This window comes from Staphylococcus sp. HMSC067F07 (assembly GCF_001837405.1).
GTDB classification, from domain to species: domain Bacteria; phylum Bacillota; class Bacilli; order Staphylococcales; family Staphylococcaceae; genus Staphylococcus; species Staphylococcus capitis.
In genome coordinates, this window is record NZ_KV832234.1 from 134,890 (window position 1) to 160,966 (window position 26,077).

Annotated in this window: 28 protein-coding genes; 1 reads left to right on the forward strand and 27 read right to left on the reverse strand. The window is 31.8% G+C overall.

Features of this window, described 5'->3' with window-relative positions:
• Positions 1-5: 5 nt before the first annotated feature.
• From dnaK to lepA, 5 genes are all read right to left on the reverse strand, one after another.
• Positions 6-1,835 (reverse strand): molecular chaperone DnaK, encoded by a 1,830-nt coding sequence (gene dnaK, locus HMPREF2706_RS03945; RefSeq protein ID WP_049427550.1) that lies wholly within the window; start codon positions 1,833-1,835, stop codon positions 6-8.
• Positions 1,836-1,890: 55 nt separating this feature from the next.
• Positions 1,891-2,526: a nucleotide exchange factor GrpE gene (gene grpE, locus HMPREF2706_RS03950; protein WP_002453363.1), complete on the reverse strand. Its 636-nt coding sequence runs from the start codon at positions 2,524-2,526 to the stop codon at positions 1,891-1,893.
• A 28-nt stretch (positions 2,527-2,554) separates the two neighbouring features.
• Entirely contained in the window at positions 2,555-3,532 is a 978-nt protein-coding gene (hrcA, locus tag HMPREF2706_RS03955; RefSeq protein ID WP_049427548.1) for a heat-inducible transcriptional repressor HrcA, read from the reverse strand.
• Positions 3,533-3,631: 99 nt separating this feature from the next.
• Positions 3,632-4,756, reverse strand: a complete 1,125-nt coding sequence (gene hemW / locus HMPREF2706_RS03960) for a radical SAM family heme chaperone HemW (RefSeq protein ID WP_070862202.1) — start codon at positions 4,754-4,756, stop codon at positions 3,632-3,634.
• A 102-nt stretch (positions 4,757-4,858) separates the two neighbouring features.
• Positions 4,859-6,682 carry a translation elongation factor 4 gene (gene lepA / locus HMPREF2706_RS03965; protein WP_002436542.1) on the reverse strand — a complete coding sequence of 608 codons (1,824 nt, stop codon included), beginning with the start codon at positions 6,680-6,682 and terminating at the stop codon, positions 4,859-4,861.
• 310 nt (positions 6,683-6,992) lie between these two features.
• Between lepA and rpsT the strand changes: the two genes are divergently transcribed.
• Positions 6,993-7,244 carry a 30S ribosomal protein S20 gene (rpsT, locus tag HMPREF2706_RS03970; RefSeq protein WP_002436569.1) on the forward strand — a complete coding sequence of 84 codons (252 nt, stop codon included), beginning with the start codon at positions 6,993-6,995 and terminating at the stop codon, positions 7,242-7,244.
• A gap of 58 nt (positions 7,245-7,302) precedes the next feature.
• On the opposite strand, the gene holA is transcribed toward rpsT, so the two are convergent.
• From holA to HMPREF2706_RS04080, 22 genes are all read right to left on the reverse strand, one after another.
• Entirely contained in the window at positions 7,303-8,277 is a 975-nt protein-coding gene (holA, locus tag HMPREF2706_RS03975) for a DNA polymerase III subunit delta (protein ID WP_049427545.1), read from the reverse strand.
• Positions 8,278-8,322: 45 nt separating this feature from the next.
• Positions 8,323-10,539, reverse strand: coding sequence for a DNA internalization-related competence protein ComEC/Rec2 (locus HMPREF2706_RS03980; RefSeq protein WP_049427543.1), 2,217 nt, complete (start codon positions 10,537-10,539; stop codon positions 8,323-8,325).
• 3 nt (positions 10,540-10,542) lie between these two features.
• The gene (locus HMPREF2706_RS03985; RefSeq protein WP_002436740.1) at positions 10,543-11,004 is read right to left on the reverse strand and encodes a ComE operon protein 2; all 462 of its coding nucleotides are present in this window, start codon (positions 11,002-11,004) and stop codon (positions 10,543-10,545) included.
• An 81-nt stretch (positions 11,005-11,085) separates the two neighbouring features.
• Positions 11,086-11,766, reverse strand: a complete 681-nt coding sequence (locus HMPREF2706_RS03990) for a helix-hairpin-helix domain-containing protein (RefSeq protein ID WP_070862203.1) — start codon at positions 11,764-11,766, stop codon at positions 11,086-11,088.
• Between the two features lie 65 nt (positions 11,767-11,831).
• Positions 11,832-12,551: a class I SAM-dependent DNA methyltransferase gene (locus HMPREF2706_RS03995; RefSeq protein WP_070597841.1), complete on the reverse strand. Its 720-nt coding sequence runs from the start codon at positions 12,549-12,551 to the stop codon at positions 11,832-11,834.
• A gap of 3 nt (positions 12,552-12,554) precedes the next feature.
• A complete protein-coding gene (gene rsfS / locus HMPREF2706_RS04000; RefSeq protein ID WP_002436550.1) occupies positions 12,555-12,908 on the reverse strand; it encodes a ribosome silencing factor in 354 nt (117 codons plus the stop codon).
• The gene (gene yqeK, locus HMPREF2706_RS04005) at positions 12,909-13,493 is read right to left on the reverse strand and encodes a bis(5'-nucleosyl)-tetraphosphatase (symmetrical) YqeK (protein ID WP_002436723.1); all 585 of its coding nucleotides are present in this window, start codon (positions 13,491-13,493) and stop codon (positions 12,909-12,911) included.
• On the reverse strand, positions 13,483-14,055 hold the full coding sequence (locus HMPREF2706_RS04010) for a nicotinate-nucleotide adenylyltransferase (RefSeq protein ID WP_002453369.1): 573 nt from the start codon (positions 14,053-14,055) through the stop codon (positions 13,483-13,485). Before HMPREF2706_RS04010 ends, yqeK begins: the two co-directional genes overlap by 11 nt.
• Positions 14,055-14,345 (reverse strand): ribosome assembly RNA-binding protein YhbY, encoded by a 291-nt coding sequence (gene yhbY / locus HMPREF2706_RS04015; RefSeq protein WP_049427536.1) that lies wholly within the window; start codon positions 14,343-14,345, stop codon positions 14,055-14,057. Before yhbY ends, HMPREF2706_RS04010 begins: the two co-directional genes overlap by 1 nt.
• Positions 14,345-15,154 carry a shikimate dehydrogenase gene (aroE, locus tag HMPREF2706_RS04020; RefSeq protein WP_070862204.1) on the reverse strand — a complete coding sequence of 270 codons (810 nt, stop codon included), beginning with the start codon at positions 15,152-15,154 and terminating at the stop codon, positions 14,345-14,347. The genes yhbY and aroE overlap by 1 nt, the downstream gene beginning before the upstream one ends.
• A 16-nt stretch (positions 15,155-15,170) precedes the next feature.
• The gene (yqeH, locus tag HMPREF2706_RS04025; protein WP_049427531.1) at positions 15,171-16,271 is read right to left on the reverse strand and encodes a ribosome biogenesis GTPase YqeH; all 1,101 of its coding nucleotides are present in this window, start codon (positions 16,269-16,271) and stop codon (positions 15,171-15,173) included.
• Positions 16,272-16,274: 3 nt separating this feature from the next.
• On the reverse strand, positions 16,275-16,799 hold the full coding sequence (locus HMPREF2706_RS04030) for a YqeG family HAD IIIA-type phosphatase (protein WP_049427529.1): 525 nt from the start codon (positions 16,797-16,799) through the stop codon (positions 16,275-16,277).
• A 21-nt stretch (positions 16,800-16,820) separates the two neighbouring features.
• Entirely contained in the window at positions 16,821-17,507 is a 687-nt protein-coding gene (mtnN, locus tag HMPREF2706_RS04035) for a 5'-methylthioadenosine/S-adenosylhomocysteine nucleosidase (protein WP_049427527.1), read from the reverse strand.
• A 171-nt stretch (positions 17,508-17,678) separates the two neighbouring features.
• Entirely contained in the window at positions 17,679-18,935 is a 1,257-nt protein-coding gene (locus HMPREF2706_RS04040) for an NRAMP family divalent metal transporter (RefSeq protein WP_023350169.1), read from the reverse strand.
• Positions 18,936-18,947: 12 nt separating this feature from the next.
• Entirely contained in the window at positions 18,948-19,700 is a 753-nt protein-coding gene (pxpA, locus tag HMPREF2706_RS04045; protein WP_049427524.1) for a 5-oxoprolinase subunit PxpA, read from the reverse strand.
• A complete protein-coding gene (locus tag HMPREF2706_RS04050; protein ID WP_002436565.1) occupies positions 19,700-21,061 on the reverse strand; it encodes an acetyl-CoA carboxylase biotin carboxylase subunit in 1,362 nt (453 codons plus the stop codon). The genes pxpA and HMPREF2706_RS04050 overlap by 1 nt, the downstream gene beginning before the upstream one ends.
• A 14-nt stretch (positions 21,062-21,075) precedes the next feature.
• Positions 21,076-21,531 (reverse strand): acetyl-CoA carboxylase biotin carboxyl carrier protein, encoded by a 456-nt coding sequence (locus HMPREF2706_RS04055; RefSeq protein ID WP_002453375.1) that lies wholly within the window; start codon positions 21,529-21,531, stop codon positions 21,076-21,078.
• Positions 21,532-21,533: 2 nt separating this feature from the next.
• Entirely contained in the window at positions 21,534-22,538 is a 1,005-nt protein-coding gene (locus HMPREF2706_RS04060) for a 5-oxoprolinase subunit C family protein (RefSeq protein WP_037549312.1), read from the reverse strand.
• Positions 22,528-23,259, reverse strand: a complete 732-nt coding sequence (gene pxpB, locus HMPREF2706_RS04065) for a 5-oxoprolinase subunit PxpB (RefSeq protein WP_002470041.1) — start codon at positions 23,257-23,259, stop codon at positions 22,528-22,530. The genes HMPREF2706_RS04060 and pxpB overlap by 11 nt, the downstream gene beginning before the upstream one ends.
• 406 nt (positions 23,260-23,665) lie before the next feature.
• Positions 23,666-24,142, reverse strand: coding sequence for a transcription elongation factor GreA (greA, locus tag HMPREF2706_RS04070; RefSeq protein WP_002435980.1), 477 nt, complete (start codon positions 24,140-24,142; stop codon positions 23,666-23,668).
• A gap of 27 nt (positions 24,143-24,169) precedes the next feature.
• On the reverse strand, positions 24,170-24,793 hold the full coding sequence (udk, locus tag HMPREF2706_RS04075; protein WP_002436118.1) for a uridine kinase: 624 nt from the start codon (positions 24,791-24,793) through the stop codon (positions 24,170-24,172).
• Complete coding sequence (locus HMPREF2706_RS04080) at positions 24,793-26,061, reverse strand: peptidase U32 family protein (protein WP_049427520.1); 1,269 nt, start codon at positions 26,059-26,061, stop codon at positions 24,793-24,795. The genes udk and HMPREF2706_RS04080 overlap by 1 nt, the downstream gene beginning before the upstream one ends.
• Between the last annotated feature and the right edge of the window lie 16 nt (positions 26,062-26,077).

Sequence of the window (26,077 nt, forward strand, 5' to 3'; positions counted from 1 at the left end):
TAGAATTATTTTTTATCTTCGTCATCTTTTACTTCTTTAAAGTCCGCATCTTCTACAGAGCTGTCTTGAGAACCTTGTTCTCCTTGAGCTTGTTGCTGTGCTTGTTGAGCTTGTTCGTATACTTTAGCTGATAAATCTTGAACAACTTTTTCAAGTTCTTCTTTTTTAGATTTGATGTCTTCCATATCTTCGCCTTCAAGTGCAGATTTAAGCGCATCTTTTTTCTCTTCAGCATTTTTCTTATCATCTTCACTAATATTGTCGCCTAAATCAGTGATAGTTTTTTCAACTTGGAATACTAAGCTATCAGCTTCGTTACGTAAGTCCACTTCTTCGCGACGTTTTTTATCTGCTTCAGCGTTTTCTTCAGCATCTTTAACCATGCGATCAATTTCTTCATCAGATAATGCTGAGCTTGATTGAATAGTGATATTTTGTTCTTTGTTAGTTCCTAAATCTTTAGCAGTTACATTAACGATACCATTTTTATCAATATCAAATGTTACTTCGATTTGAGGTACACCACGTGGAGCAGGTGGAATATCAGTTAATTGGAAACGACCAAGAGTTTTGTTATCTGAAGCCATTGGACGTTCACCTTGTAACACGTGAATATCAACTGCTGGTTGGTTATCAGCTGCTGTTGAATAAACTTGTGATTTAGATGTTGGAATAGTAGTGTTACGTTCAATTAATGTGTTCATGCGTCCACCCATGATTTCAATACCTAGTGATAATGGTGTTACGTCTAGTAATACCACGTCTTTAACATCACCAGTGATGACACCACCTTGGATCGCAGCACCCATAGCTACTACTTCATCAGGGTTTACACCTTTATGAGGGTCTTTACCTACTTCTTTTTTAACAGCTTCTTGTACTGCTGGAATACGAGTAGAACCACCAACAAGGATAACTTCATCAATATCAGAAGTTGATAAGCCAGCATCTTTTAGTGCTTGACGAGTTGGTTCCATTGTTTTTCTAATTAATGAATCTGCTAATTCTTCAAATTTAGAACGAGTTAAGCTAATTTCTAAATGTAATGGACCACTTTCTCCAGCTGAAATAAATGGAAGTGAAATTTGAGTTTGAGATACACCTGATAAGTCTTTTTTAGCTTTTTCAGCAGCGTCTTTTAATCTTTGTAGTGCCATTTTATCTTGAGATAAATCTACGCCATTTTCTTTCTTAAATTCTGAAACTAAGTAATCAATAATTACTTGGTCGAAATCGTCACCGCCAAGTTTATTGTCACCTGCAGTAGATAATACTTCAAATACTCCGTCACCTAATTCAAGGATTGACACGTCGAAAGTACCGCCACCTAAGTCAAATACAAGAACTTTTTGATCTTGTTCAGTTTTGTCTAAACCGTAAGCTAAAGCAGCTGCAGTAGGTTCGTTGATAATACGTTCAACTTCTAGTCCAGCGATTTTACCAGCATCTTTAGTAGCTTGACGTTCAGCATCATTGAAGTAAGCTGGAACAGTGATAACTGCTTTATCAACTGTATCTCCTAAATAACTTTCAGCAGTACTTTTTAAGTTTTGTAAAATCATAGCTGAAATCTCTTGTGGAGTGTATGATTTATCTTCGATATCTACTTTGTAGTCTGTACCCATATGACGTTTAATTGATTGAACTGTATTAGGGTTAGTGATTGCTTGACGTTTAGCAACTTCACCTACTTGAGTTTCACCATTTTTAAAAGCAACTACTGAAGGAGTAGTGCGTGCGCCTTCTGGATTTTGAATTACTTTTGGTTCGTCACCTTCTAATACGGCAACGCAAGAGTTTGTTGTACCTAAGTCGATTCCGATTACTTTACTCATAATAAAATTCCTCCAATATCATTTTGTAATTTTATACAATGTTTTTTCAATCAGTTTATTGATTTACTTTTACCATTGATGGTCTCAAGACGCGATCTTTTAGTTTGTAACCTTTTTGAAGTTCTTGAGTGATTTCCCCCGATTTAAAATCAGGATTATCATCTTGAACCACCGCTTGATGAAGATTAGGGTCAAATTCTTGACCTTCAGCTTCAATTTCTTCAAGACCATTATCTTTTAAAGCTCTAAGTAAACTTTCATGAACCATTTGGACACCTTTTTGTAGTGATTTAAATGATTCATCATCACCTTCAATTTGTAATGCACGTTCAATATTATCTATTGACGGAAGGATGTCAGTTAAAACACCTTGAGCTTGATAAGTTTTGTTAATTTGATTTTCATTTTGAATTCGACGCTTATAATTTTCAAATTCAGCGTACAATCTTAAATATTTCTCTTCATTATCATTTGCTAGCTTTTCTAATTCTTGAATTTTCTCATCTTTAGGATCTACATCCTCAGTTTGAACTTCTTCCTGAGAATCTTCTTGCAAATGATCTTCATTTACTTCACTATTGTCAGTATTTTCAACTGAGTCTTGAGAATTATCAACATTTTGAGTTTCTACATTCTCTTCTGAATTAACTTCTTCCTCAGTATTATTCACTGATTGATCTTTTTCTGTCATTTTCTGACCTCCAATACAATTCTAATTACTACCATATTTGGTTAAGTAATTGAATTACATTTTGATAATGCATCGCAGTTGGTCCTATGACCGCAATTTGTCCTTTAAGTGATTCATCAACATGATACTGACTAGTAACTATGGAGATATCACTTAAGCTCTCATCAATTTCCTTTCCTATTCGAACATTGATTTGAGAAGTAGAAATATCATCTAAAAGTTCAGTTATTCTATTTGATTCAATGTACTGCAATATAGGTTGAATCGATGATACGTTAGTTTCGTTTAACGCATCAATAAGTTTAACCTTTCCACCCATGTAAATGTTATTACTTTGATTATTAATATGAATATTAATTAATTCAATCATCTCATTTACTAACTCTTGTTCATCACTAGAATTAACAAAACTTTTAATCTCGTGTTGAATATCTTGGTTATGTTTATTGAAATGGACAGTTAAAAAGTTAGCTATTCTGTTTAGATTGAGATGATTAAGTTGTATTTGAGTTACAACATGAATATTTTCGACATGTCCGGATGAAAAGACCATAACTAATATAACCAAATGACTATTGGCTTGAATCAAATGAATATTATTAATAATATCTTGATTGTGATTTGGACGTACAACCAACGTTGCATATTGAGATTTCATAGATAGTTCATTAGCAAAGTATGTCAATGCTGTAGAAATATCATAGTGATTCTCAATCAATAATTGATTTAAACGTTGAATTTTGTTTTGATTTTGATGAGATGTTTGTTCTAATAAACGATTGACATAGTATCTAAAACCTAATTCTGAGGGAGTCCTGCCAGATGAAGTATGCGTCTTCTCAATGAAGTTCATATCTTCAAGCTGTTTCATTTCATTTCTAATAGTTGCTGGGCTTACCTCTAAATTATGTCGGTGAATTAATGTTTTAGAACCAATCGATTGTCCAAAATCAACATAATCTTCAACAATCGCATTAAGAATGCTTAATTGTCTTTCTGTAATCATGTTTTCACCTCATTAGCACTCTTTTCTCTCAAGTGCTAATTATAATTTATCAAAAAGGTCAAAGTAAGTCAATGTTAAAGCATTAAAATATCAAATTTTTTATACGTTGAGTAAAAAAGCCTCGAAAACCTCATTCCCAATGACTTTACCACGTTCAGTTAATGATATATAACCGCATTTATTTTCTAATAAATTTCTATTTATTAAATCCGTAATTGTTTGACCAAATACCTCTTCAATATTTATACCAAATTTTCTCTTAAATCTCGATATGCTAACACCTTGGTTCATTCTTAAGCCAAGAAACATCTCCTCTTCCATTCTCTCTTCAAAAGTTGGGGTGTTCTTTGTAAGTATAGGTTCCTCATTGTTATAAATAGCTTTAATATAATGAGTGACTGGATTGAGATTGGTATATCTTACACCATCCACATAACCACTTGCTCCTGCACCAAAACCATAATATTCTTCATTAAGCCAATAGACTTTGTTATGAGTTGATTCGTGACCTTTTTTCCCGAAATTAGAAATCTCATACTGATTTAAATTAGAATCCTCTAATCGTTTCATCAAATATTGGTACATATCTGCCCCTAAATCCTCATTAGGAAGCTTTAAATGTCCTTTTCTATACATGTTGTAAAATTGAGTTTTTGGTTCAAGAATAAGACCATAGCTCGAAATATGATCAATATCCATTTCTAAAGCTAATTCTAAACTTTGTTTAAAATCTTCTAATGATTGCTGGGGTAAATGATACATTAAATCAAGGCTAATTGAATTAATACCTGCCTTGCGAGCGTTGTTTACAGCGCTATAGATATCATTAGTTTTATGAGTTCGTCCAAGAATTTCTAACAACTCTGGCTTAAACGTTTGTACTCCCATCGAAATTCTATTAACACCATATTTTCTTAAAAGTACTACTTTCTCATAAGTTAATTCATCGGGATTAGCTTCAAATGAATATTCTCCATGAATAGTAAACGTGTTATTAATAGCTTTTAGTAGTTTTTCAAGTTGTACAATATTCAATGCAGTGGGTGTCCCTCCGCCAACATACATTGTCTCAAGCTTTCTATTATTTTCAACTTGCATTTCTTTAATGAGCGCATCTAAATATTCATCTACTGGCTGCTTATCTATAAAATACTTATTAAAATCACAATAAGTACAGATTCTTACACAAAATGGTATATGTATATAAGCACTTTTAACTGTCAAAAAATCCCCCCATTCACTAACGTAAAAAGAGCGGAAGTGAAATCAATTTCTTTATACAACGATTTCAACATCCCGCTTCAATGTTATTTAAATTATTATAAACTATTCATCTTCCATTTTAAGCACAGCTAGGAAAGCATCTTGAGGAATTTCAACATTTCCTACAGCTTTCATTTTTGCTTTACCTGCTTTTTGTTTTTCTAAAAGCTTACGTTTACGACTAATATCGCCACCATAACATTTAGATAAAACATTTTTACCCATAGATTTAATATTTGTACGGGCTATAATTTTTTGACCTATAGCTGCTTGAACAGGTACTTCGAACTGTTGTCTAGGTATAAGTGTTTTTAATTTTTCAACAAGTGCTTTACCTCTTTCATATGCAAAGTCTCTATGGACGATGAAACTTAAGGCATCCACTTTATCTCCATTAAGTAAGATATCCATTTTAACTAGATTACTTTCTTTATTTTCAATGAATTCATAATCAAATGAAGCATAACCTTTAGTATTAGACTTAAGTTGGTCAAAGAAGTCAAACACAACTTCAGATAATGGAATTTCATAAACAATATTTACTCTTATATCATCTAAATAATCCATATTTACAAATTGACCTCGCTTACGTTGGCATAGTTCCATCACTGCACCAACATAATCATTAGGTACCATCATTGTAGCTCTTACAAATGGTTCATAAATATGTTCTATTTTGTCTCTTTCTGGCATCTGAGCTGGATTGTCAACAGTAACTTCAGTTCCATCCTTTAAAATACATTCGTATATAACTGAAGGAGCCGTTGCAATTAATTCAATACCGAACTCTCTCTCAATTCTTTCTTGAATAATTTCCATATGCAACATGCCTAAGAAACCAGTTCTATATCCGAACCCTAATGCTTGTGATGACTCAGGCTCAAAATCGAGTGAAGCATCATTGAGTTGTAATTTTTCTAACGCTTCACGTAAATCATTGTAATCTTTATTATCTATTGGGAATAGACCACAATAAACCATTGGATTCATTTTTTTATAACCTTTGAGTGGCTTATCTGCAGGGCGATTAGCTAATGTGATAGTATCACCTACACGTGAATCATCTACATTTTTAATACTTGCAATGATATATCCTACATCTCCTACTGTTAATTCTTCAACAGGAAGCTGTTTAGGTGTATTAATGCCTACTTCTGTCACTTCAAATTCTTTACCCGTAGCCATCATTTTAATCTTATCCCCGGCTTTAACTACACCATCAATGATTCTAATAGATGAGATAACGCCTCTATAAGGATCATACTCTGAATCAAATATTAGAGCTTTTAAAGGTGCATCAGGATCTCCATCAGGAGCTGGTACAACTTCTACTATTTTTTCTAAAATTTCTTCTATACCGATATTTGATTTGGCACTAGCAAGTACTACATCATCTTGGTCTAAACCAATAACATCCTCTAATTCTTGTTTAACTCTTTCAGGTTCAGCTGCAGGTAAATCAATTTTGTTAACAACTGGTAATAACTCTAAGTCATTATCAAGAGCTAAATATACATTTGCTAAAGTTTGAGCTTCAATACCTTGAGCGGCATCTACAACTAAAATTGCGCCTTCACATGCAGCTAATGAACGCGACACTTCATATGTAAAGTCGACATGTCCTGGTGTATCTATAAGATGGAAAGTATATGTTTGACCATCTTTAGCATCATATTTCAAACGAACAGCATTTAACTTTATAGTAATACCGCGTTCTCTTTCAAGGTCCATGGAATCAAGTAGTTGATCTTGCATTTCACGTGTTTCAACTGATTTTGTATTTTCAAGGATTCTATCCGCTAACGTTGATTTCCCATGATCTATGTGTGCAATGATAGAGAAATTTCTGATATTTTCTCTTCTATTATAGCGTTCTTGCTTATCCATCTTATCCTTCTCACTTTCATAATATTAACCCGATATATGTATACATCTTTGATATGATAACGTTTTTAGAGGGTAATTGCAAACACTCTATCTAAGAGCTTAAATTTTCATTTTCTATTAATATTTATTTACCCTAACAATTTTAATTATATAGAGTTAAAACACACTTTCCAATAGTTAAAGTTACTAAACATGATTAATATTACGCATAAATAAATGATTGCACAAAGGTAAGACATTTGATAAAATATTTCTTGTTGTAATCAAATAAATTTTGATAAGTTAAGCTCACTTTTAGGAGGTGACAGAAATGCCAAACATTAAATCTGCAGTTAAACGTGTTAGAACAACTGAAACAGCTGAAGCACGTAATATCTCTAAAAAGAATGCAATGCGTACAGCAGTTAAACGCGCTAAAACAGCTATCTCTACTGATGCTGAAAACAAAAACGAATTATTAAGTTTTGCAATTAAACAAGTTGATAAAGCTGCTCAAAGCAACTTAATTCACTCAAACAAAGCTGATCGTATTAAATCTCAACTTATGACAGCTAACAAATAATTCAGTTTATTAAAAAAGATCAAGCATAGTGCTTGATCTTTTTTGTTTAATCATTAATCTATAAAGATAAAATTAATAATTCTAAAATTAACTGTTTGTCCATATAAGCAGATTTTAATTTATAATCGGTTTCTGCACATGAATCAATAATGTTTAATAAATCATTTAATTGATAGTATCGTGCTTGGTTTAGAGCAAGTTTCACTCTATACGGATGAGCACTAACTGTCTTCGCAATCTGCTGGCCACTGTACCCTTTTTGTTCTAAAATCTTAGATTGATAATATAATCTGTAATTACTAGTTATTAAAGCTAAAAGTTTTATAGGTTCCTCTTTCATAGTAATTAAGTCATTCAATAATTGTATAGCCTTATCTTTTTTCCCTTTTTGAATATATTCAGTTAAAAGAAAAACGTTTTGCTCTAAGCTTCTATTTATAATTTGATTAACATCATCTTTATTAACTGTAGGTCTATCTCCTATATACAGCATAAGTTTCGAAAGCTCCTGTGAAACAATGTTGAAATTAATTCCTGTTAGTTCAATAAATAGATTTAAAGCATCTTGTTTAATATCTTTATAATTTTCGTGTAATTTATTTTGAATCCATTTTTTTATTTCTTCTTCAGACATTTGTTCAACTTTTTTGAGTTGCGCATTTTTTTTAAGTGATTTTGTTAATTTTTTACGTTCATCTAACTTATTTTGATAAACCTCAAAAAGAATCAGATTATCCCCGTCATATTTTTCTATAAATTCCATTAACTGCTCTGGATTATGATTGAGTTCCTTTGCACCTTTTTCACCTGTAAATATGTATGCATTTTTTACTACAATAGCTTTTTTATCAGAAAAAAAAGGCATAGTTAATGTTTCTTCAATGATGGGCGTTAGATCATTTTCATACATATTAAATTTAACGTAGTTAAAATCATCTTTTTCTTGTCCGAGATAATTATTTACTATTTCTGAACTTTTCTTCTCAACAAGTTCAGGTACTTCGCCATAGATAGTTATGATATTGTCGCTCATAAGTGCATCCTTCCTCTATTTCTCATACTTTTAAATTATATCATTTTATTGAGTGACTTCTCTAGCGATAGTTTTTAGATGATCTTTAACATTTAACACACTTAAATGGTGTTTATCTAAATTAATCGTCATTTCACCGTTTTGTTGCGTGTCATACACTAAGCTTCCATATCTCTTTAAACGTTCAATAACTTCGTCATTAGGTAATTTATATTTATTATGTTTTCCACTTGAAATCAAACTTAACCTTGGTTGAATTTTCTTAATAAATTCTTCAGAGCTACTTGTTCGACTACCATGATGTCCTACTTTTAAAATATCTATTGTAGGCAAATGATATTTCTTCAATAAAATATCCTCATTGTTTTTAGTGGCATCACCCATGAGTAAAATATTTCTATTGTTATATTTTATTAATGTAATGATTGAATACTCATTTTTATCGGAACTTGAGGATATAAATGTATCGTAAATTTCTAATTCAGTATCATCAATCTTTATTTGAGGTATATTTTTAGCTTCAATTATATTTATCCTTTTTTTCTTGCATTCGTTGTGAACTTGATTTAATAAATGCTTAGGAAAACCATCACTGTTTAATATTAAATTTTTAATTTTAACATGGTCTATGATATAAGGAAGTTCCCCCATATGATCCGCATGTGGATGAGTAATAATTAAATAATCAATCGTAGTAATACCTCTTCGCTTCAAACTTGGGAGAATTTTGTATTTAGCAATATTATGATGTTTAAATTCAAAGTTTTCTTCTCCTTTCCCTCCAGTATCTATTAATACAGTTTTATTTGTATTACTTTTGAAAAGTATGCTATCCCCCTGGCCTACATCAAAAATTGTTAACTCTACGTTTGAAGGTTTACTCAATGTAGATATTATTACTAAGGTAATTAAAAAGTATATTAGGGATTTAAAAATCTTTTTGTACACTAATAAATAATAAGCAATCAATATATTTATTAACAATATTAGTAGATAAATTTCGCTTAAAGAAGGTATAAACCACTTATAATTATTAAATTTCAAAAAGAAGTGGAGTAATAAATCATGTATTTCATAAATTTTATTCGTGTAAACATTTAGAATTTCAAAATTTGATACAATGTGAGTCATAATAAAAAAGCAAATTATTGAAGGAAAAAGTATGAAACTGTAGAAAGGCACAAAAACTAAATTCGGGAGGAAACCAATCCATTGAAATTGATTAAAATGATATGTACTTATAATAATAGAACTATATTGAGCTATACAGGTAATGGCTAATATGCTTTGAAATGAAGTTAATTTTTTTAAATAAGGTTGTGATAGTAAAATAAAAAAGCAAATTAAGAAAGAAAATTGAAAACCTATATTATAAACATAACCTGGATTGCTTATAAACATCATAATAAATATGATAGAAAGCAAATCAATAGAAGATTTTCTGAATCTTTTAGGAAGGATTAAAACTAATATTGCGATTGAAATTGCTCTTACTGCGCTAGGAACAAAGTCAGTATAAACAGCGTATAGTACTAAAACATTAATAATCATTGTTTTAATAATGACAAGTGGCGTGTTAAATCTCACTAAAAGTTGATGAATGAGAAGTATAATTGCTGCTACATGAGTCCCACTCACTGCTAGTAAATGATATATACCTATATCCTTCACTTTATCTCTATAATCAGCATTGATTAATAATGGATTACCTGTAATCAGTGCTAAAATTCGATTTGGATATTTTACACCTGAATGTTGAATCTTATCGATTATATAGTCTTGATGGAGATAAATGAATTTAAACCTATCATTATAAGTACATGAATTAGTGTGAATTTCATTCAGTGTAATTGATGGAGGAACTTTATCAAACTTGAATTCCCCATTTATACTACAAGTGTGATGTTTGAGGGAGGTAATGTTTGTCTTATTATTGTTATTATAAAAGAAATTATAATTTTTACCTTTATAAACTAATATTCCAGTAATAAAATTATTTTGAACTTTAAATGTTTTAAATTTTACGTAATCATTAACTTTGGGATTATACATTAGTATGCGTTGTTCATGGTCAACACGTTGGTTATATGTTTGTGTAATATAATTTGAAAAGAAAGGACACACAACAATAAGTAAGATTATTGGAAGTTTAAGTTTTTTGATGAAGATTAATAAGATTAAAAGGAAAAATAAAGAGATAGAGATAACTTTGAAATTCATCCAAAGTATCCCTACTAAAAATGATAGTGCTATGTATATCATTGATTACCCCTGTGTTAAATATTGAGCTACATATTCCGGTGTAAATGGAATTTTTTTATATTCAATACCAGATTGATTTAGTAACTTAATCGCATAATTATGATTGTGGTAATCTTCAGCATAATAAATTGTTTTAATCCCTGCTTGAATAATAGATTTAGTACAATTTAAACAAGGGAAATGTGTAACATATATTGTCGCTCCCTCTGTTGAAACGCCTTGTTTAGCACACTGAAGTAATGCATTCATTTCTGCATGAATTGTTCTGATACAATGTCCATCTTCTATTAGGCAACCTTCATCTATGCAGTGAACTTCACCGGCAACTGAACCATTGTAGCCTCCTGCTATAATTCGATTATCTTTAACAATAGTTGCTCCTACAGATAGTCTCTGACATGTTGATCTCAAAGCAAGTAAATGACTTTGAGCCATAAAATATTCTTCCCATTTAATTCGTTCCATGTAAAGGTGCCTCCTTATCTTGAATAACAATCAACATTTATAGCTTAATCATTTATAATTATAAATGCAATCATTGACCAGTTAAACAACAAGATGTTCTTTAAGTTTCTCAAATGTTTTTTCGCCAAATCCTTTAATTTTTTTCAAATCTTCTATATTCTTGAACCCTCCATTTTGCTCTCTATAATTAATTATTTCTCTTGCTTTAGAAGGCCCAACGCCTGGAATGCTTTTTAAATCCGTTTCAGTGGCATTATTCAAATTAATTTGTTTATTTCCCTCATTTTGATTGATATTATTATTTGAAATATTATTCACCGTATTATATTGACTGTGTTCTCCCTTTTTAGGAACATAAATTAGCTTTTGATCTATTAACCTTTCAGATAAGTTTACTTGTGATAAGTCTGCATCCTTATAAGGTTTAGCTTTATTAATTGCATCTATGACTCTTTCAGTGTTTGTCATCTGATAAACATTTGGATGTTCTACTGCGCCTTTAATATCTATAAAAATTTTTTCATTGTTTTTTCCTCTTTGAGATTGTCTTTCTTTTTCATTATTATCTTTGTTAGTTGAACTATATCTCTTAGAATTAACCTGCTTGCTATTAATCTCTTTGTTAAATTCGTCCTCTTTGCTATTGTCTTCATAATGATTAAATAGACTTAAAACTATCATTGCTAAAACTACTAGACCTATAATTAAATAAATTTTCCATTTAATAATAAATTCAATATACTTATTACCTATGTTAAACAAAAAAATCACCCCTTCACACTTAATAACGTATGAACGAGTGATTTTACTTCTATTTATTTCATAATCTATTTTTTTACAACGAAAAATAATCGATCAGCATCTTCTTCTTTTTGATTAAAATCAAAATCGGTGAAAGTTTTAATTTCTTTAAAACCAGCCTCATTGAGTAACCTTTTATAAACATCTTCTTCATATGTGCGTTGATAATGGGATTCATCAAAGCGTCGATAACTTCCATTATTATTATGAATGAAAAAAGTCATTTCATGATAAACACTTAATGGTTCATTTCCTTGAATTGCTTCCCAACCTAAGAAGACATTTTCTGTTTCATCAATATAACTTTGATTATTAAATAAAGTATTCATCTTATGTACAGTATGCACATCAAATAGAAATACTCCATCATCGGTTAAATGCTGGTAAACTTTATTAAAGGTTTCTTTAACTTCTTTACTTGAAGATAAATAATTCAGTGAATCACAAAATATTGTAATGATATTGAATTTTTGGTTCAACTTAAAACTTGTCATATCTCCTTCTAACCATCTAACTTCATTAGATTTTTGATTAGCGATAGTTAACATATCAACACTTAAATCCATTCCGATAACATTGCCTAATGGAACCAACATATGTGTTAAATTTCCTGTACCGCAACCTAAATCTAGAATGTCATTAGATTCTCTCTTTGAAAAGGTTTGAACTATATTGAACCAAGCATCATATGGTTGATCTTGAGTAAGCTGGTCATAGACCAAACTCAAATCTTCGTATTGACTCATATTTTAATAAGCAACCTGACCATATGACTCATATGGAGCATCTTGATATAATTTCTCGATATTATAATAATTTCGCTCATCCTTATGGAAAATATGAACCACAACATTAGCTAAATCAATTAATACCCATCTTGCGTCGTTATAACCTTCCATACGTTTAACATCAATACCTTGCTCATGAACAGCTTCTTTAACAGCTCTTGCAATGGATTGTACTTGTCGCTCATTGTTACCATGACACACAACAAAGTAATCAGTCATATCGCTGATACCTTGCATATTAAGAGAAATTACATCTTCTGCTTTTTTGTTTTCTGTCGCTTCGACAGCAATATTTAATAATTCTTCTGAACTCATTTAATCATCCTTTATTCTTTCGTCACTATAATTATAATAATTCAAGCATGCAATCGTAGCGCCATATACCGTAATGTCTTTACCGATTAAAAATAAAACTGTTCGCTTAGAAATTTCATAAATTGTTTTATCTAAGCTACCTTGATTGTATGCCATATCTCTAATTTCTTCAACTCCTGGGGTTTTTCTACCAGGTTCAATATAATCAGCAATAAAAATAAGCTTTTCTGTTTTAGTCATTTGCTGACGCCCAGTTGTATGATATTTTATAGCTAGTAAAACCTCTTCATCTTCAATGTGATAATCATGTTCCATGATTGCAGCGCAAACAGGTCCATGTAAGATTTCACTTCCATAACTAAGTAAGTCACTCTCTAATTCACATTGTCTAACAATTTGGTACATTGAACTTAAATCATCATACTTACAATAGTCATGTAAAACACCAGCTAATTCTGCTTTATCTTTATCTCCATCATATATTTCTGCTAATTTTACAGCTGTCTCAGCAACTCTAAGCGAGTGATTATAACGTTTCTCGGGCAATTTTTCTTTCACTAGCTTTTTAGCTTCACTAATTTCCATAAAGTCCTTCCTCCTCAATATAGTCCTCCACTTTATTAGGGACGAGTGCTTGTATAGATTTATGATTTTTAACACGGTCTCGAATCATTGTTGAACTAATATCAATACGAGGTATTTTAACCGATATCATACCAGTTTCGACACTTTGATAATCTGACTCACGATTAACTATAACGAAGGTGATCAACTTTTTTAATTCGTCAATTTTAAACCACTTATCAAGTTGCTCATATTGATCAGTTCCTATTACAAAATAAAATTCATCTTTAGGATTGTTACGCTTTATTTCAGACAACGTGTCATAAGTATAGCTTTGTCCTTTTCTATCTAATTCACTAGTACAAATTTTTCCAAAACCTAATTCCTCTATGACAAATTCAATCATCTTCATACGATAAGAAGCATCTAGGAAATCTTGATGTTCTTTCAACGGAGCCATGTAACTAGGTAAGAAATAAAATTCATCAGGTTGTAATTCATGGAACACCTCGCTAGCTACCACCATATGAGCGGTATGAATCGGGTTAAATTGACCGCCGTATAATACAATCTTTTTAGACATTAGGGTAAAACGATGTCTTTATTTTCTTGAGATTCTTTATAAAGTACAATCATTGACCCGATTACTTGTACTAATTCACTTTTAGTTGCTTGACTAAGTTCATTAGCTAATTCATTTTTATCATCAAAATTATTTTGTAATACATGTATTTTAATGAGTTCTCTTTTCTCTATCGTTTCATCAATTTGAGAAATCATATTTTCGTTAATTCCACCTTTACCTATTTGGAAAGTTGGATCAGTATTATGAGCTAAACTACGTAAGTATCTCTTTTGTTTTCCAGTTAACATTATAAATCTCCTTTTAATTTATCTAATACAGTATTTTTCATGATTTGAATATTAGGTTGTTCTCCTGTCCAAATTTTAAAGCTTTCAGCACCTTGATACACAAACATATCTAAACCATTATAAATGGGGTTACCTTTACTTTCAGCTTCTAATAAGATTGGAGTCTTATAAGGAATGTACACTATATCACTTACTAACGTATGAGGAGATAAATTTCTTAGATTTATCACACTATCATTATTTTTATCCATTCCAGCAGGTGTTGTATTAATAACGATATCAAATTCATCCAAATACTTCTCAGCGTCATTTAGAGAAATAGCATTAATATCTAAATTCCAATCTTCAAATCTTGACATTGTACGATTAGCAATTGTTAATTTGGGTTCAACAAATTTAGTTAATTCGTTAGCAATCCCTTTACTTGCACCACCAGCACCTAAAATGAGTATATAAGCATTCTTTAAATCATCATAAATTTGTTTTAAGCCAGTTACATAACCTATACCATCTGTATTATAGCCTATCCACTTACCATCTCTAATTAAAACAGTATTTACCGCACCTACTGTTTTAGATTGCTCATCTACCTCGTCTAGATAAGGTATTATCCACTCTTTATGAGGGATAGTGACGTTAAATCCACTAAGTTTCTTTTCAGTAATGATGTCTCTAAGTAAGTGGAATTCGTCATTAGGAATGTCTAGTGGTTCATAGGTGTAATTTAAACTTAAATTTGAAAAGTTAGCACTATGCATTATAGGTGATAAAGAATGAGAAATCGGGTGGCCAATTACTGCAAATTTCATTCTCAACCACTCCCTTTTATAAAATAGAATTTCTTAAAATGACGTCTACATTTTTGGGTACACGCACGATCACTTTTGCACCTTCGTCAATTGTGATAAATCCTAAGCCTGATATCATAACATCACGTTTAGCTTTACCAGTTTCTAATCTAACAGCTTTTACGTCATTTAAATCAAATTGACTTGCGTCATGTGGTGGTGTTAAAAGTGAACCCAATTGATTTTTCCATAATTCATTAGCTTTTTCAGTTTTTGTTCTATGGATATTTAAATCATTGGAGAAGAAACATACTAATGATCTTTTACCTCCAGATACATAATCAATTCTAGCTAAACCACCAAAAAATAATGTCTGTTCTTCATTTAGTTGATATACGCGTTGTTTTATTTCCTTTTTAGGCATAATGGTTTTTAATTCTTTATCAGAGACATAGTTTGTCATTTGATGCTCTTGTATAATACCAGGTGTATCATACATAAACGTAGTTTCATCAAGCGGAATATCAATCATGTCCAAAGTAGTACCTGGAAATCTTGAAGTAGTTACTACATCTTTTTCACCAACACTAATTTCAATTAATTTATTAATTAAAGTAGATTTCCCTACATTAGTCGTACCTACGACATAAACGTCCTCATTATTTCTCACTTGATTAATTGACTGCATCAACTCTTCAATGCCCCAACCTTTATCAGCTGAAATAAGTACAACATCATCGGCTTCTAAGCCGTATTTTCTAGCAGTTTTCTTTAACCACTCTTTTACACGACGCTGATTGATTTGTTTAGGTAGTAGATCAAGTTTGTTTGCAGCTAAAATGATTTTTTTATTACCTACAATACGCTTAATTGCATTAATAAATGAACCCTCAAAGTCAAAAACATCCACAACATTAACTACAATACCAGATTTATTAGAAAGACCAGTTAATAAATTTAAGAAATCCTCACTGTCCATCCCAACATCTTGAACTTCATTATAATTTTTTAATCTAAAACATCTTTGACATATAACATCTTCACGGAACATATTATGTTCAGGTACATAGCCTGGAGCATTTTTATCTTCTGATTGTAGTGGAGCGCCACAACCAATACATTTTAGTAATTCACTCAAACACTATTCCTCCCATTTGATATAACCTTTTTTTCTAAAATGATTTAATAAGCGTCTTTCAATTAGACGATTAAATTTAGTCACAAAGCCATCAGTTCTTTTAACTGGAACGACCATAATAGTATATAGTCCATTGCGATTACCACCGAAAACATCTGTAAGCATTTGATCTCCAATAACAACAGTTTCTTTAGCTTGTATATTCATTTGTTTAATAGCTTTTTTAAAAGCTTTACCCATTGGTTTACGTGCTTTGAATATAAAATCTACTTCTAAATCTTTAGAAAAACTAGATACACGTTCTTCATTATTGTTCGACACAATTGTAATTGTAATACCAAGCTCACGCGCTTTAGAGAACCACTCTTTAATTCTCTCGGTAGGCTCTTTAACGTCCCAACCAACAAGGGTGTTATCTAGGTCTGTAATGATTCCTTTAACTCCCATACTCGCTAATTTTTCTATATCTATATCGAATACAGATTGTACGTATGCATTTGGCATAAATAAATTTTTAATAATACCCATTTTATAAATTCACCTTTACTTTTATAATGATTTAACTAACAATTCAACTGTCTCACTCGAAGAAATCGCAGCTTGACCTAAAAATTCTTCAAATGAAATATCTGCTTCTCCATTAGCTAAATCTGAAACTGCTCTCGTCACAATAAATGGAACGTTAAATTGGAAACATGTTTGTGCAATAGCTGTCGCTTCCATTTCTACTGCCATTGCATCTGGAAATTGTGATTTAATTTTATTTCGTTGTTGAGCACTACCAATAAAACTATCGCCACTAGTAATCATGCCAACTTTACCATTTAGCTGTTGCTGTTTTAATATATCAATTGTTTTTTCTAATAATTTTTCACTAGACTCATAACGCTCTGGCATTTGTGGGATTTGACCATAAGCATAACCAAATGCTGTTGCATCTGCATCATGATAAATGACTTCATTACTAACTAATACGTCACCCACTTTTAAACTCTCATCAAGAGCGCCAGCAGAACCTGTATTAATTACTATATCTGGATTGAATTTTTCAATTAATAAAGTCGTTGATATAGTAGCATTCACTTTACCTATTCCACTTTGAGTTAAAACAATGTCTTTATTATTAAGTATACCAGTATAGAATTTTACGTGTGCCACACTAATTTCACTTAAGTCGACAATTTTATCTTTGAGTATACCTACTTCTTCTTCCATAGCTCCAATTATGCCTATCATTTCTATTTACACCTCTTTTAAAAAGTCCTAGCACTACGTATTTTATCACATTTTAAAATTCATCACGATAGGATAAGTTAATTATCAAAAGAGAGTTAAATAATTAAATTTTTAAGACTTTTTAATAAAAAAATACTTCACATCTTAACGACGTGAAGTAATAAAAAATAATTAACCTTTCCATAAGCTTGCTAAATCTTGTAGAGAGAAAATACCAGTGATAATCGTAACTATAACTGCTATGATTCCGAAAACAAGCATCCAAGTAGGATGTTTATAATCTCCAACAATAGATTTTTTACGACTAGCTATTAAGATAGCCCCTAGTGTAATTGGTAAAATCCAACCATTGATTGCTCCCGCAATTATAAGTAAACTTACAGGTTTACCAATGAATAAGAAAATTAATGTTGAGATAACTATAAACATAATGACTATTAAATTATTTTTATTAAATAAAGACTTATGTAATGTCTTCAAGAAGGTTGCACTTGTATATGCTGAACCGATAACAGATGACATCGCTGCTGCAAAAATAACTACACCAAATATATTTTTTCCTATTGGACCAATAGCGTGTTCAAACACTGAAGCAGGTGGATTTTCTGCACTTAACGTAACTCCAGTAACAACCACACCTAAAACTGCTAAGAAAAGTAAAGTTCTCATAACTCCTGTTGTTAAAATACCTGCAATCGCAGATCTGTTAACGAAAGGTAAAAACTCTTTACCTTTCATGCCAGAGTCTAATAATCGGTGTGCTCCTGCAAAAGTTATATAACCACCTACAGTGCCTCCGACTAAAGTAATTATAGGTAAAATAAGTTTGATTGGATGTTCAGGTGCAACCATGTGTACTAATGCATCACCGTATGGAGGATTAGAAACTACCATCACATATGCAACGACCAAAATCATTACTACCCCTAGAATCATAGATACTACATCCATTATTTTTTGGCCACTTTTACTTACAAAGATTAAGATAGAGAATATTGCAGTTATAGCTGCACCCCATTTAACATCTAAACCAAACATTGCATTGAGTCCAAGACCTGCACCTGCAATATTACCTATATTAAATGCAAGTCCCCCAAATGCTATTAATATTGATATCACTGTGCCTAATCCAGGTACAACTTTATTTGAAACTTCTTGACCACGCAATCCAGTAACTACTAAAACACGCCAAATATTAATTTGAGCACCAATATCAATTAATATTGATATTAAAATAGCGAATGCAAAACTAGCATAAAATTGTGCTGTAAAAACAGCCGTTTGAGTTAGAAATGCCGGACCAATGGCAGAAGTAGCCATCAAAAATACTGAACCATATAATAAACGTCTATGACCTTTTGTAAATTTAAAGTCTTTCCCACTTTGTTTTGTTTCTTGATTGTTGCTTTGTTTAAAATTTTCTCCCATCTCTGGTACCCCCTATAAGGATTGAATATCAATGCCTTCTTTCGTTAATTTTTTTCTAATTTGAGTTACAAAATCAAGTGCATGAGCACCATCACCATGGACACATATTGTATCGGCTTGTAAATCAATTTCTTTACCATTTTTACTAACAACTTTATTCTCAGTAACCATTTTTAACACTTGTTGTAATGCTTCATCCGTATTTGTAATTGTCGCATCTGATTCTTGACGACTTACAAGCTGACCATCATCTTCATAACGACGATCTGCAAAAACTTCTGAAGCAGTACGTAAACCAAGCGCTTCAGCTTCTGAAATTAACAATGTATTAGATAGTCCAACTAGCACTACGGATTTATCGAAATCATAAACCGCTTGTGCAATAGCTTGAGCAATTTCTTTATTTTTAGCGCCCATGTTATATAAAGCACCATGAGGTTTAACATGATTTATACGAGCTCCATGAATTTTACAAAAACCATTCAAAGCACCTAATTGGTAGACAACTAAATTGTAGATTTCTTTAGGTTTAATATCCATTTTGCGTCTGCCGAAACCTTGTAAATCAGGTAAACCTGGATGTGCTCCTATGCCTACATTATTTTCTTTAGCAAGTTGTATTGTCTCATTCATTACATTTTCATCACCGGCGTGAAAACCACAAGCAATGTTTGCCGAAGTAATTAATGGAATAATATCTTTGTCGCCACCAAATGAATAATTTCCAAATGCTTCACCTAAATCACAATTCAAATCGATTTGCATTATAAATCCACCCCTTTAATGATTTGATGCTTCTCTAAGAATTTAATATCAACTTCGCTTGCATCACCATCTGCATATAACGGATAACTTAATACTGCGTATAAGAAATCTGCTGTTGTAGTGAAACCTTCAATAACCATTTCATCTAATGCTACTTTCAATTTATTGATAGCTGTTTGTCTATTTGAGTCTTTTACAATCACTTTTGCTACAAGTGAGTCATAATATGGTGATACTTGATAACCGGAATATAATAAAGAATCTACTCGAATATTAAATCCTTGTGGTAAATGTAATTTCTTCACTTTACCAGGAGTGGGCTGGAATTTCTTTTCTGGATTTTCAGCATTAATACGTGCTTCAATTACATGTCCGTTAAATACTATATCTTCTTGTTGGAACGGTAATTCACCATATTGTAATAAATATAATTGTGCTTGTAAAAGATCTCTATCTGCTCGCATTTCAGTAACTGTATGTTCGACTTGGATACGTGCATTCATCTCAATAAAGTAGTGAGCATCCTCTGTTACTAAAAATTCAATTGTACCAGCACTTCTATAATTAGATGCCTTTGCTACTTTAACAGCATCATTACAAATCCGTTCTCGTCTTTCATCTGTTAATGCAGCACAAGGTGATTCTTCAATAAGTTTTTGATTTTTTCGTTGCACTGAACAATCACGTTCACCTAAATGAACATAGTTATTTTTACCATCACCGATGACTTGAACCTCTACATGCTTTGCAACGGGAATAAAAGCTTCAACGTATACACGATCATCATTAAAATATTTTTGACCTTCACTTTTAGCTTCTTTTAATGATTTTTCTAATTGTTCAGGTTCTTTAACGATACGGATACCCTTACCTCCACCGCCACTTGCAGCTTTAAGAACAAGGGGGTATCCTATTTCTTCCGCGAGTTTTTTAATTTCATCAACAGATTCAACCTCGCCGTCAGATCCAGGGATTACTGGAACATTTGCAGCATGAACGGTCTGACGAGCTGTAATTTTATCCCCCATCATTTCCATTGTCTTTTTATTAGGGCCAATGAAGTGGATATCATTTTCTTCAACAGCTTCAGCAAAAGTAGTTGATTCAGATAAGAAACCGTAACCAGGGTGTATCGCATTTGCTCCGGTAATTTCTGCTGCTGAGATAATACGTTCTATATTTAAATAGCTATCTAAAGGATTAGCTTCTCCAATACAAATCGCTTGATCAGCTAAACTTACATGCAGACTATCTTCGTCGCCTTTGGCATAGATGGCTACTGTTTCGATTTTCATCTCTCTACATGCACGAATAATCCTTACTGCTATTTCCCCTCTGTTTGCAATCAAACAACGATACATAAGTCTATTCCCCCTTACTTCACTTTGACTAATACTTGATCATATTCAACATTAGTACCATGTTCTACAACAATTTCAGTAACCTCACCACTTACGTCACTAGTGATCTCGTTCATTACCTTCATTGCTTCTATGTAACCAATGATATCTCCTTCTTTAACTTGATCACCAACTTTAATTTGGGGATCCGTTAATTCTTTACTATCTTGTAAGAAAAACGTACCAACCATAGAAGATTTAATTTCTTTGTCATCACTAGAATCTTGCGTTTGGTTGTTAGTATCTTGAGTTTCATTATTAGTTTGTGTCATTTCATTTGATTGTACATTTGCAGTTTGAGATAAACCTTGTGATGAATTACCCTCTGTGAAATCAAGTTCAATTTCATTCTCAAAGTCTTTATATTTAAACTTTTTTACATCATTTGATTTTACTAAATTTATAATTTCTTCTATTCTTTCAAGATTCATTATTATTTGTCCTCCTTAATTAGTGATGCTAATTTCTTAGAAGTGTTTCTTACATTACTTAAATTAAATAATGGTTGTTCTGACACGTTTTTTAGTTTTTGATCAAAATCATTTTCAAATTCTATTAATTGTTTAAACGCTTCTTCTGTAGATATCCATTCAAATCGAATAGTTTCTCCTGGTTTAAGTTGCGCTAATTTTTTTAAATCTAATTGAGTAACTGTAGCAATTTTAGTATAACCACCTACAGTTTGTTTATCATTTAATAGAATAATTGGGTTTCCGTCATTAGGAACTTGGATGCTTCCTAAAGCTACAGGTTCAGAAATAATGTCAGCCGTTTTCAAAGGTGAAACGGATGGACCAACTAATCTGTAACCCATACGATCTGACTGATCTGAAACCTTAAATTCAGAATTGATAAATGTATCTACTGCTTCCTCTGAAAATGAACTAAATTGAGGACCTTTAATAACATGAATAGTATTATCCTCTACTAATGGTTTATAGTCGGTTGCTTTACCTAAATTCTCATTATAAGATGCATTACTTTGAGTAGGTATAATGTCATGCTTTTTAAGCGCTCGTCCTTCAAAACCACCAAGTCCACTTCTAGTATGAGTAGAATAACTCTCTGCAATCCTTTCTATTTTTAACGGATGACCAAACACAAGATATCCTCTCGCACCTTCAGTAACCTGACCGATTTCTAATACATCGTTAGTCTGTACTTTATATACTACTTGTGAATCAATGGAATTACCGTTTAATTTTGCATTGGATGTTCCACCAATAAATGCAAAAGTATTTTCTTTAAGAAACTGTACTTTAGGGCCAATAACAGTGTATTCAATCGCAGGTCCATCATTACCAATTAATTTTTGAGCCATTTTAAAACTATAAAAGTCTAAAGCACCAGCTCCGGAAAATCCTAAATCTTGATAACCTATACGTCCTTCGTCTTGGATTGTTGAAAATAAGCCAGGTTGTAAAATTTTAATACTCATCTTTATTTGTCACCCACTTATCTATATCAAATTTTCCATTTTCAATTTCCTCAGATATATTGTTATATTCATGTTGATCAATCTCATAAAACTGAATATAATCTCCAGCTTCATACATTGTCATCGGAGTTCGATTGAGATCAAAAACCTTAAGAGGTGTACGACCAATAATTTGCCACCCTCCTGGAGAGTCCATTGGATATAATCCCGTTTGATTATTGGCTATTCCAACAGAACCAGCCTCAATCTTAAGTCTTGGCTCAGAACGTCTTGGTGTATGTAAACGTTCGTCAAGCCCCCCTAAATAAGGAAATCCTGGCATAAAGCCTAACATATAAATAAGGTATGGCTGACGAGTGTGAATCTGTTTGACTTCTTCTTTAGTTAAATGATTATGTTCTGCAACTTCAGCCAAGTCAGGTCCATATTCCTCACCATATAAAACAGGAATTTGAATAATACGCTTATTTCGAGTTCTAGCATCTGACTCGTTTTGTAAGCGGTTAAGTTCTAAATTTTCTAACAATTCATTTCCTTCTATCCTCTTATTATCGAAGTATATTAGAATTGCTCTATAAGATGGAATGATTTCTGTTATCTCTGAATGATTCTGTTTCTTTATGTATTGTACTGTTGATTGAACGAGTTGGTAAGTGCTTTCACTAATTTCATTATCAAAATAAATCATCACAGTTTGTTCATTTATAATTTGAGTTTCCAACTTTAAAATCCCTCCCCTTTAAATTTTTAAGGATTTATTTGCTGTAACTATTTAATTGTATCATTGCAATAAAATGTTTGTTTAATAATTAATTCAAATTGTTAGTGATAATTACTAATAATTTGATATTAAGAAATTAAGGTCTTTCAAAAAATATAGCATTTCTATTTCAAAAAATCGCTAATATTTATTTAATCATACATATTATTTTTTGTCATGATAAAAATGATGAATAACAAAAGGATTTTATCCTACTCATCTATTAAGAACTACATTTAATGGTGTAATGTTTCTTTAAAGCTAAAATTTCTATAATAATAATATAAAAAAGCCCAAGTCATAAAATATGACTCGGACTTAATACTAGAATTCAATAGTGGTAGCAATTTTAAAATAAAATATTTAATTATTTGATATCAACGATTTTAACGTTCATTTCTCCGCCGTTAGGAAGAGGAACACGAACTTCGTCATTTAATCCTTTACCTATTAAAGCATTTGCCATAGGAGATTCATTTGAAATTTTTCCTTTGAACGCGTCAGCTTCAGCAGAACCTACTATTTGATAACTTTCTTCTTCATCACCTGGTAATTCAACAAAAGTGACTGTTTTACCAATTTGAACAACGTTATTATCACCATTATCTTCAATGATAAGCGCATTTCTAATCATATGTTCAATACGTTGAATATCTTGTTCGATGAATCCTTGTTCATCTTTTGCTGCATCGTACTCAGAGTTCTCTGATAAGTCACCAAAAGAACGAGCTACTTTAATTTTTTCAACAACTTCTGGTCTTTTAACCGTTTTTAATTCTTCTAATTCTTGCTCAAGTTGTTCATAACCTTCTTGAGTCATTGGGTATTGTTTTTGGTTTTCCATAATGTCATCTTCCTTTACTATAAGTTACTATTTTTTGCTAACGAGTGATTGAATCTTCGTAGTCATAATATCAATTGCGACCTTATTACTGCCACCTTCAGGTATGATAATATCTGCATGTTTTTTTGTTGGTTCAATAAATTGTTCATGCATTGGTCTGACTACATTTAAATATTGATTAATTACAGACTCCATAGAACGTCCACGTTCTTGAGTATCACGTGTAAGTCTACGTAAAATTCTTAAATCTGCATCTGTATCAACATAAATTTTTACATCCATCATATCTCGTAAAGTTTTATTTTCTAAAGCAAAGATACCTTCTACGATAATAACATCTTTTGGTTCAAATGCAATCGTTTCATCACTACGAGTATGTTTCGAATAATCATAAGTAGGAACTTCGATGGCCACACCATTTCTTAAATCTTTAAGATTTTGTATAAGTAAATCATTATCGAATGCGAATGGATGATCATAATTTGTCTCAAGTCTTTCTTCAAAAGTTAAATGAGACTGGTCTTTATAATAGTAATCTTGAGCTAAAAGTGCAACACTGTGGCCTTCAAGATTCTTCATAATTTCATTAGTAACAGTGGTTTTACCTGAACCAGAGCCACCAGCAATACCAATAATTGTCGTTTGATTCATTAGCCGATTTCCTTTCTCATCATGTTATTAGCATAAATAGGTTTGTCGACTTTAATTTGAACAATTTGCAGTGGATGACGTGCGGCATCTAAACTATTACCTTCCTCATCATAAATAGCATCAACAATTTGCCTGAAACTATCAATTTCAGGACCAAAGAATTCAATTTCTTGTCCTGGTTTGAAATGGTTTCGCTGTTGTATGGTAGCAAGTTGCGTTTGTTCATCATAGTCGAGTACTAGTCCGCAAAAATCGTAAGCTGATTTCTTAGATTGTTCTTCTCCAAACATTTGCTCTTCATATCCAGGTGTCCCTTGGAAGAAAGCTGGCGCTGTATCACGATTTGCGCATTTATCCAGTTCTTTGAGCCATTCAGGTTTAATCTTAAAATTCTCAGGATCCATAGCATAAGCGTCTATGACTTTTCGATAAACTGATACGACAGTTGCAATATAATGAATAGATTTCATCCTACCCTCAATTTTTAAAGAGTCGATTCCTAATTCCATCATTTGTGGTATAGATTCAATTAATTTTAAATCTTTTGGACTCATTGCAAACGGTGTAACATCTCCATCTTCATAAAATAAATCAAGTTCTCCATCATTATCTACTTGAAGTAAATCATAGTCCCAACGGCAACTTTGACAACAGCCTCCACGGTTTGAATCACGAGCTGTCATATGATTACTTAATGTACAACGTCCTGAATATGCTATACACATTGCACCATGAATAAAAGCTTCAATTTCAATATCAACTTTTTCCTTCATTTCTTTCATTTCCATAGCGCCTGTCTCACGTGCTAACACAACACGGTCTAAACCTTCTTCTTTCCAAAATTCAACAGCTTTATAATTTGAAAGAGATTGCTGAGTAGATAAATGAATTTCAAGTCTTGGTGCGACCTCTTTGCATGTTTCTATGATTAATGGATCAGCTACAATAATTCCAGTTGCGCCTGTTTTATCTAACTGACGTAGATATTCCTCTAATCCATCCATATTTTCATCATGTGCAATAATATTTGTTGTAACGTAGATTTTAGCACCATAACGATTTGCAAATTCTACGCCTTCAGCAATTTCATCCATAGTAAAATTATCTGCATTTGAACGTAAACCATACTCTTGACCACCTAAAAATACTGCATCAGCACCATAATGTACAGCTATTTTAAGTTTCTCTAAATTTCCTGCTGGAGCAAGTAATTCTGGCTTTTTCATTTTTGGTTTCGAACTTGAGTGAACTTCTTCTAGAGTTTTCATTATTAATGATAAGCCT

Excerpts from the sequence above, each read along its gene's own strand:
- HMPREF2706_RS04040 (WP_023350169.1), bottom strand. The coding sequence starts at position 18,935 with ATGGGAGAAAATTTTAAACAAAGCAACAATCAAGAAACAAAACAAAGT.
- hrcA (WP_049427548.1), bottom strand. The coding sequence starts at position 3,532 with ATGATTACAGAAAGACAATTAAGCATTCTTAATGCGATTGTTGAAGAT.
- rpsT (WP_002436569.1), top strand. The coding sequence starts at position 6,993 with ATGCCAAACATTAAATCTGCAGTTAAACGTGTTAGAACAACTGAAACA.
- yqeK (WP_002436723.1), bottom strand. The coding sequence starts at position 13,493 with ATGGAAATTAGTGAAGCTAAAAAGCTAGTGAAAGAAAAATTGCCCGAG.
- HMPREF2706_RS04050 (WP_002436565.1), bottom strand. The coding sequence starts at position 21,061 with ATGTATCGTTGTTTGATTGCAAACAGAGGGGAAATAGCAGTAAGGATT.
- aroE (WP_070862204.1), bottom strand. The coding sequence starts at position 15,154 with ATGAAATTTGCAGTAATTGGCCACCCGATTTCTCATTCTTTATCACCT.
- HMPREF2706_RS04080 (WP_049427520.1), bottom strand. The coding sequence starts at position 26,061 with ATGAAAACTCTAGAAGAAGTTCACTCAAGTTCGAAACCAAAAATGAAA.
- lepA (WP_002436542.1), bottom strand. The coding sequence starts at position 6,682 with ATGGATAAGCAAGAACGCTATAATAGAAGAGAAAATATCAGAAATTTC.
- HMPREF2706_RS04060 (WP_037549312.1), bottom strand. The coding sequence starts at position 22,538 with ATGAGTATTAAAATTTTACAACCTGGCTTATTTTCAACAATCCAAGAC.
- HMPREF2706_RS03995 (WP_070597841.1), bottom strand. The coding sequence starts at position 12,551 with ATGAGTCAATACGAAGATTTGAGTTTGGTCTATGACCAGCTTACTCAA.
- greA (WP_002435980.1), bottom strand. The coding sequence starts at position 24,142 with ATGGAAAACCAAAAACAATACCCAATGACTCAAGAAGGTTATGAACAA.
- pxpA (WP_049427524.1), bottom strand. The coding sequence starts at position 19,700 with ATGCAAATCGATTTGAATTGTGATTTAGGTGAAGCATTTGGAAATTAT.
- HMPREF2706_RS03980 (WP_049427543.1), bottom strand. The coding sequence starts at position 10,539 with ATGATATACATAGCACTATCATTTTTAGTAGGGATACTTTGGATGAAT.
- HMPREF2706_RS04010 (WP_002453369.1), bottom strand. The coding sequence starts at position 14,055 with ATGTCTAAAAAGATTGTATTATACGGCGGTCAATTTAACCCGATTCAT.
- yhbY (WP_049427536.1), bottom strand. The coding sequence starts at position 14,345 with ATGTTAACTGGAAAACAAAAGAGATACTTACGTAGTTTAGCTCATAAT.
- grpE (WP_002453363.1), bottom strand. The coding sequence starts at position 2,526 with ATGACAGAAAAAGATCAATCAGTGAATAATACTGAGGAAGAAGTTAAT.
- mtnN (WP_049427527.1), bottom strand. The coding sequence starts at position 17,507 with ATGATAGGCATAATTGGAGCTATGGAAGAAGAAGTAGGTATACTCAAA.
- udk (WP_002436118.1), bottom strand. The coding sequence starts at position 24,793 with ATGAATCAAACGACAATTATTGGTATTGCTGGTGGCTCTGGTTCAGGT.
- rsfS (WP_002436550.1), bottom strand. The coding sequence starts at position 12,908 with ATGAGTTCAGAAGAATTATTAAATATTGCTGTCGAAGCGACAGAAAAC.
- holA (WP_049427545.1), bottom strand. The coding sequence starts at position 8,277 with ATGAGCGACAATATCATAACTATCTATGGCGAAGTACCTGAACTTGTT.
- HMPREF2706_RS03985 (WP_002436740.1), bottom strand. The coding sequence starts at position 11,004 with ATGGAACGAATTAAATGGGAAGAATATTTTATGGCTCAAAGTCATTTA.
- HMPREF2706_RS04055 (WP_002453375.1), bottom strand. The coding sequence starts at position 21,531 with ATGAATCTTGAAAGAATAGAAGAAATTATAAATTTAGTAAAATCAAAT.
- dnaK (WP_049427550.1), bottom strand. The coding sequence starts at position 1,835 with ATGAGTAAAGTAATCGGAATCGACTTAGGTACAACAAACTCTTGCGTT.
- HMPREF2706_RS04030 (WP_049427529.1), bottom strand. The coding sequence starts at position 16,799 with ATGGGTATTATTAAAAATTTATTTATGCCAAATGCATACGTACAATCT.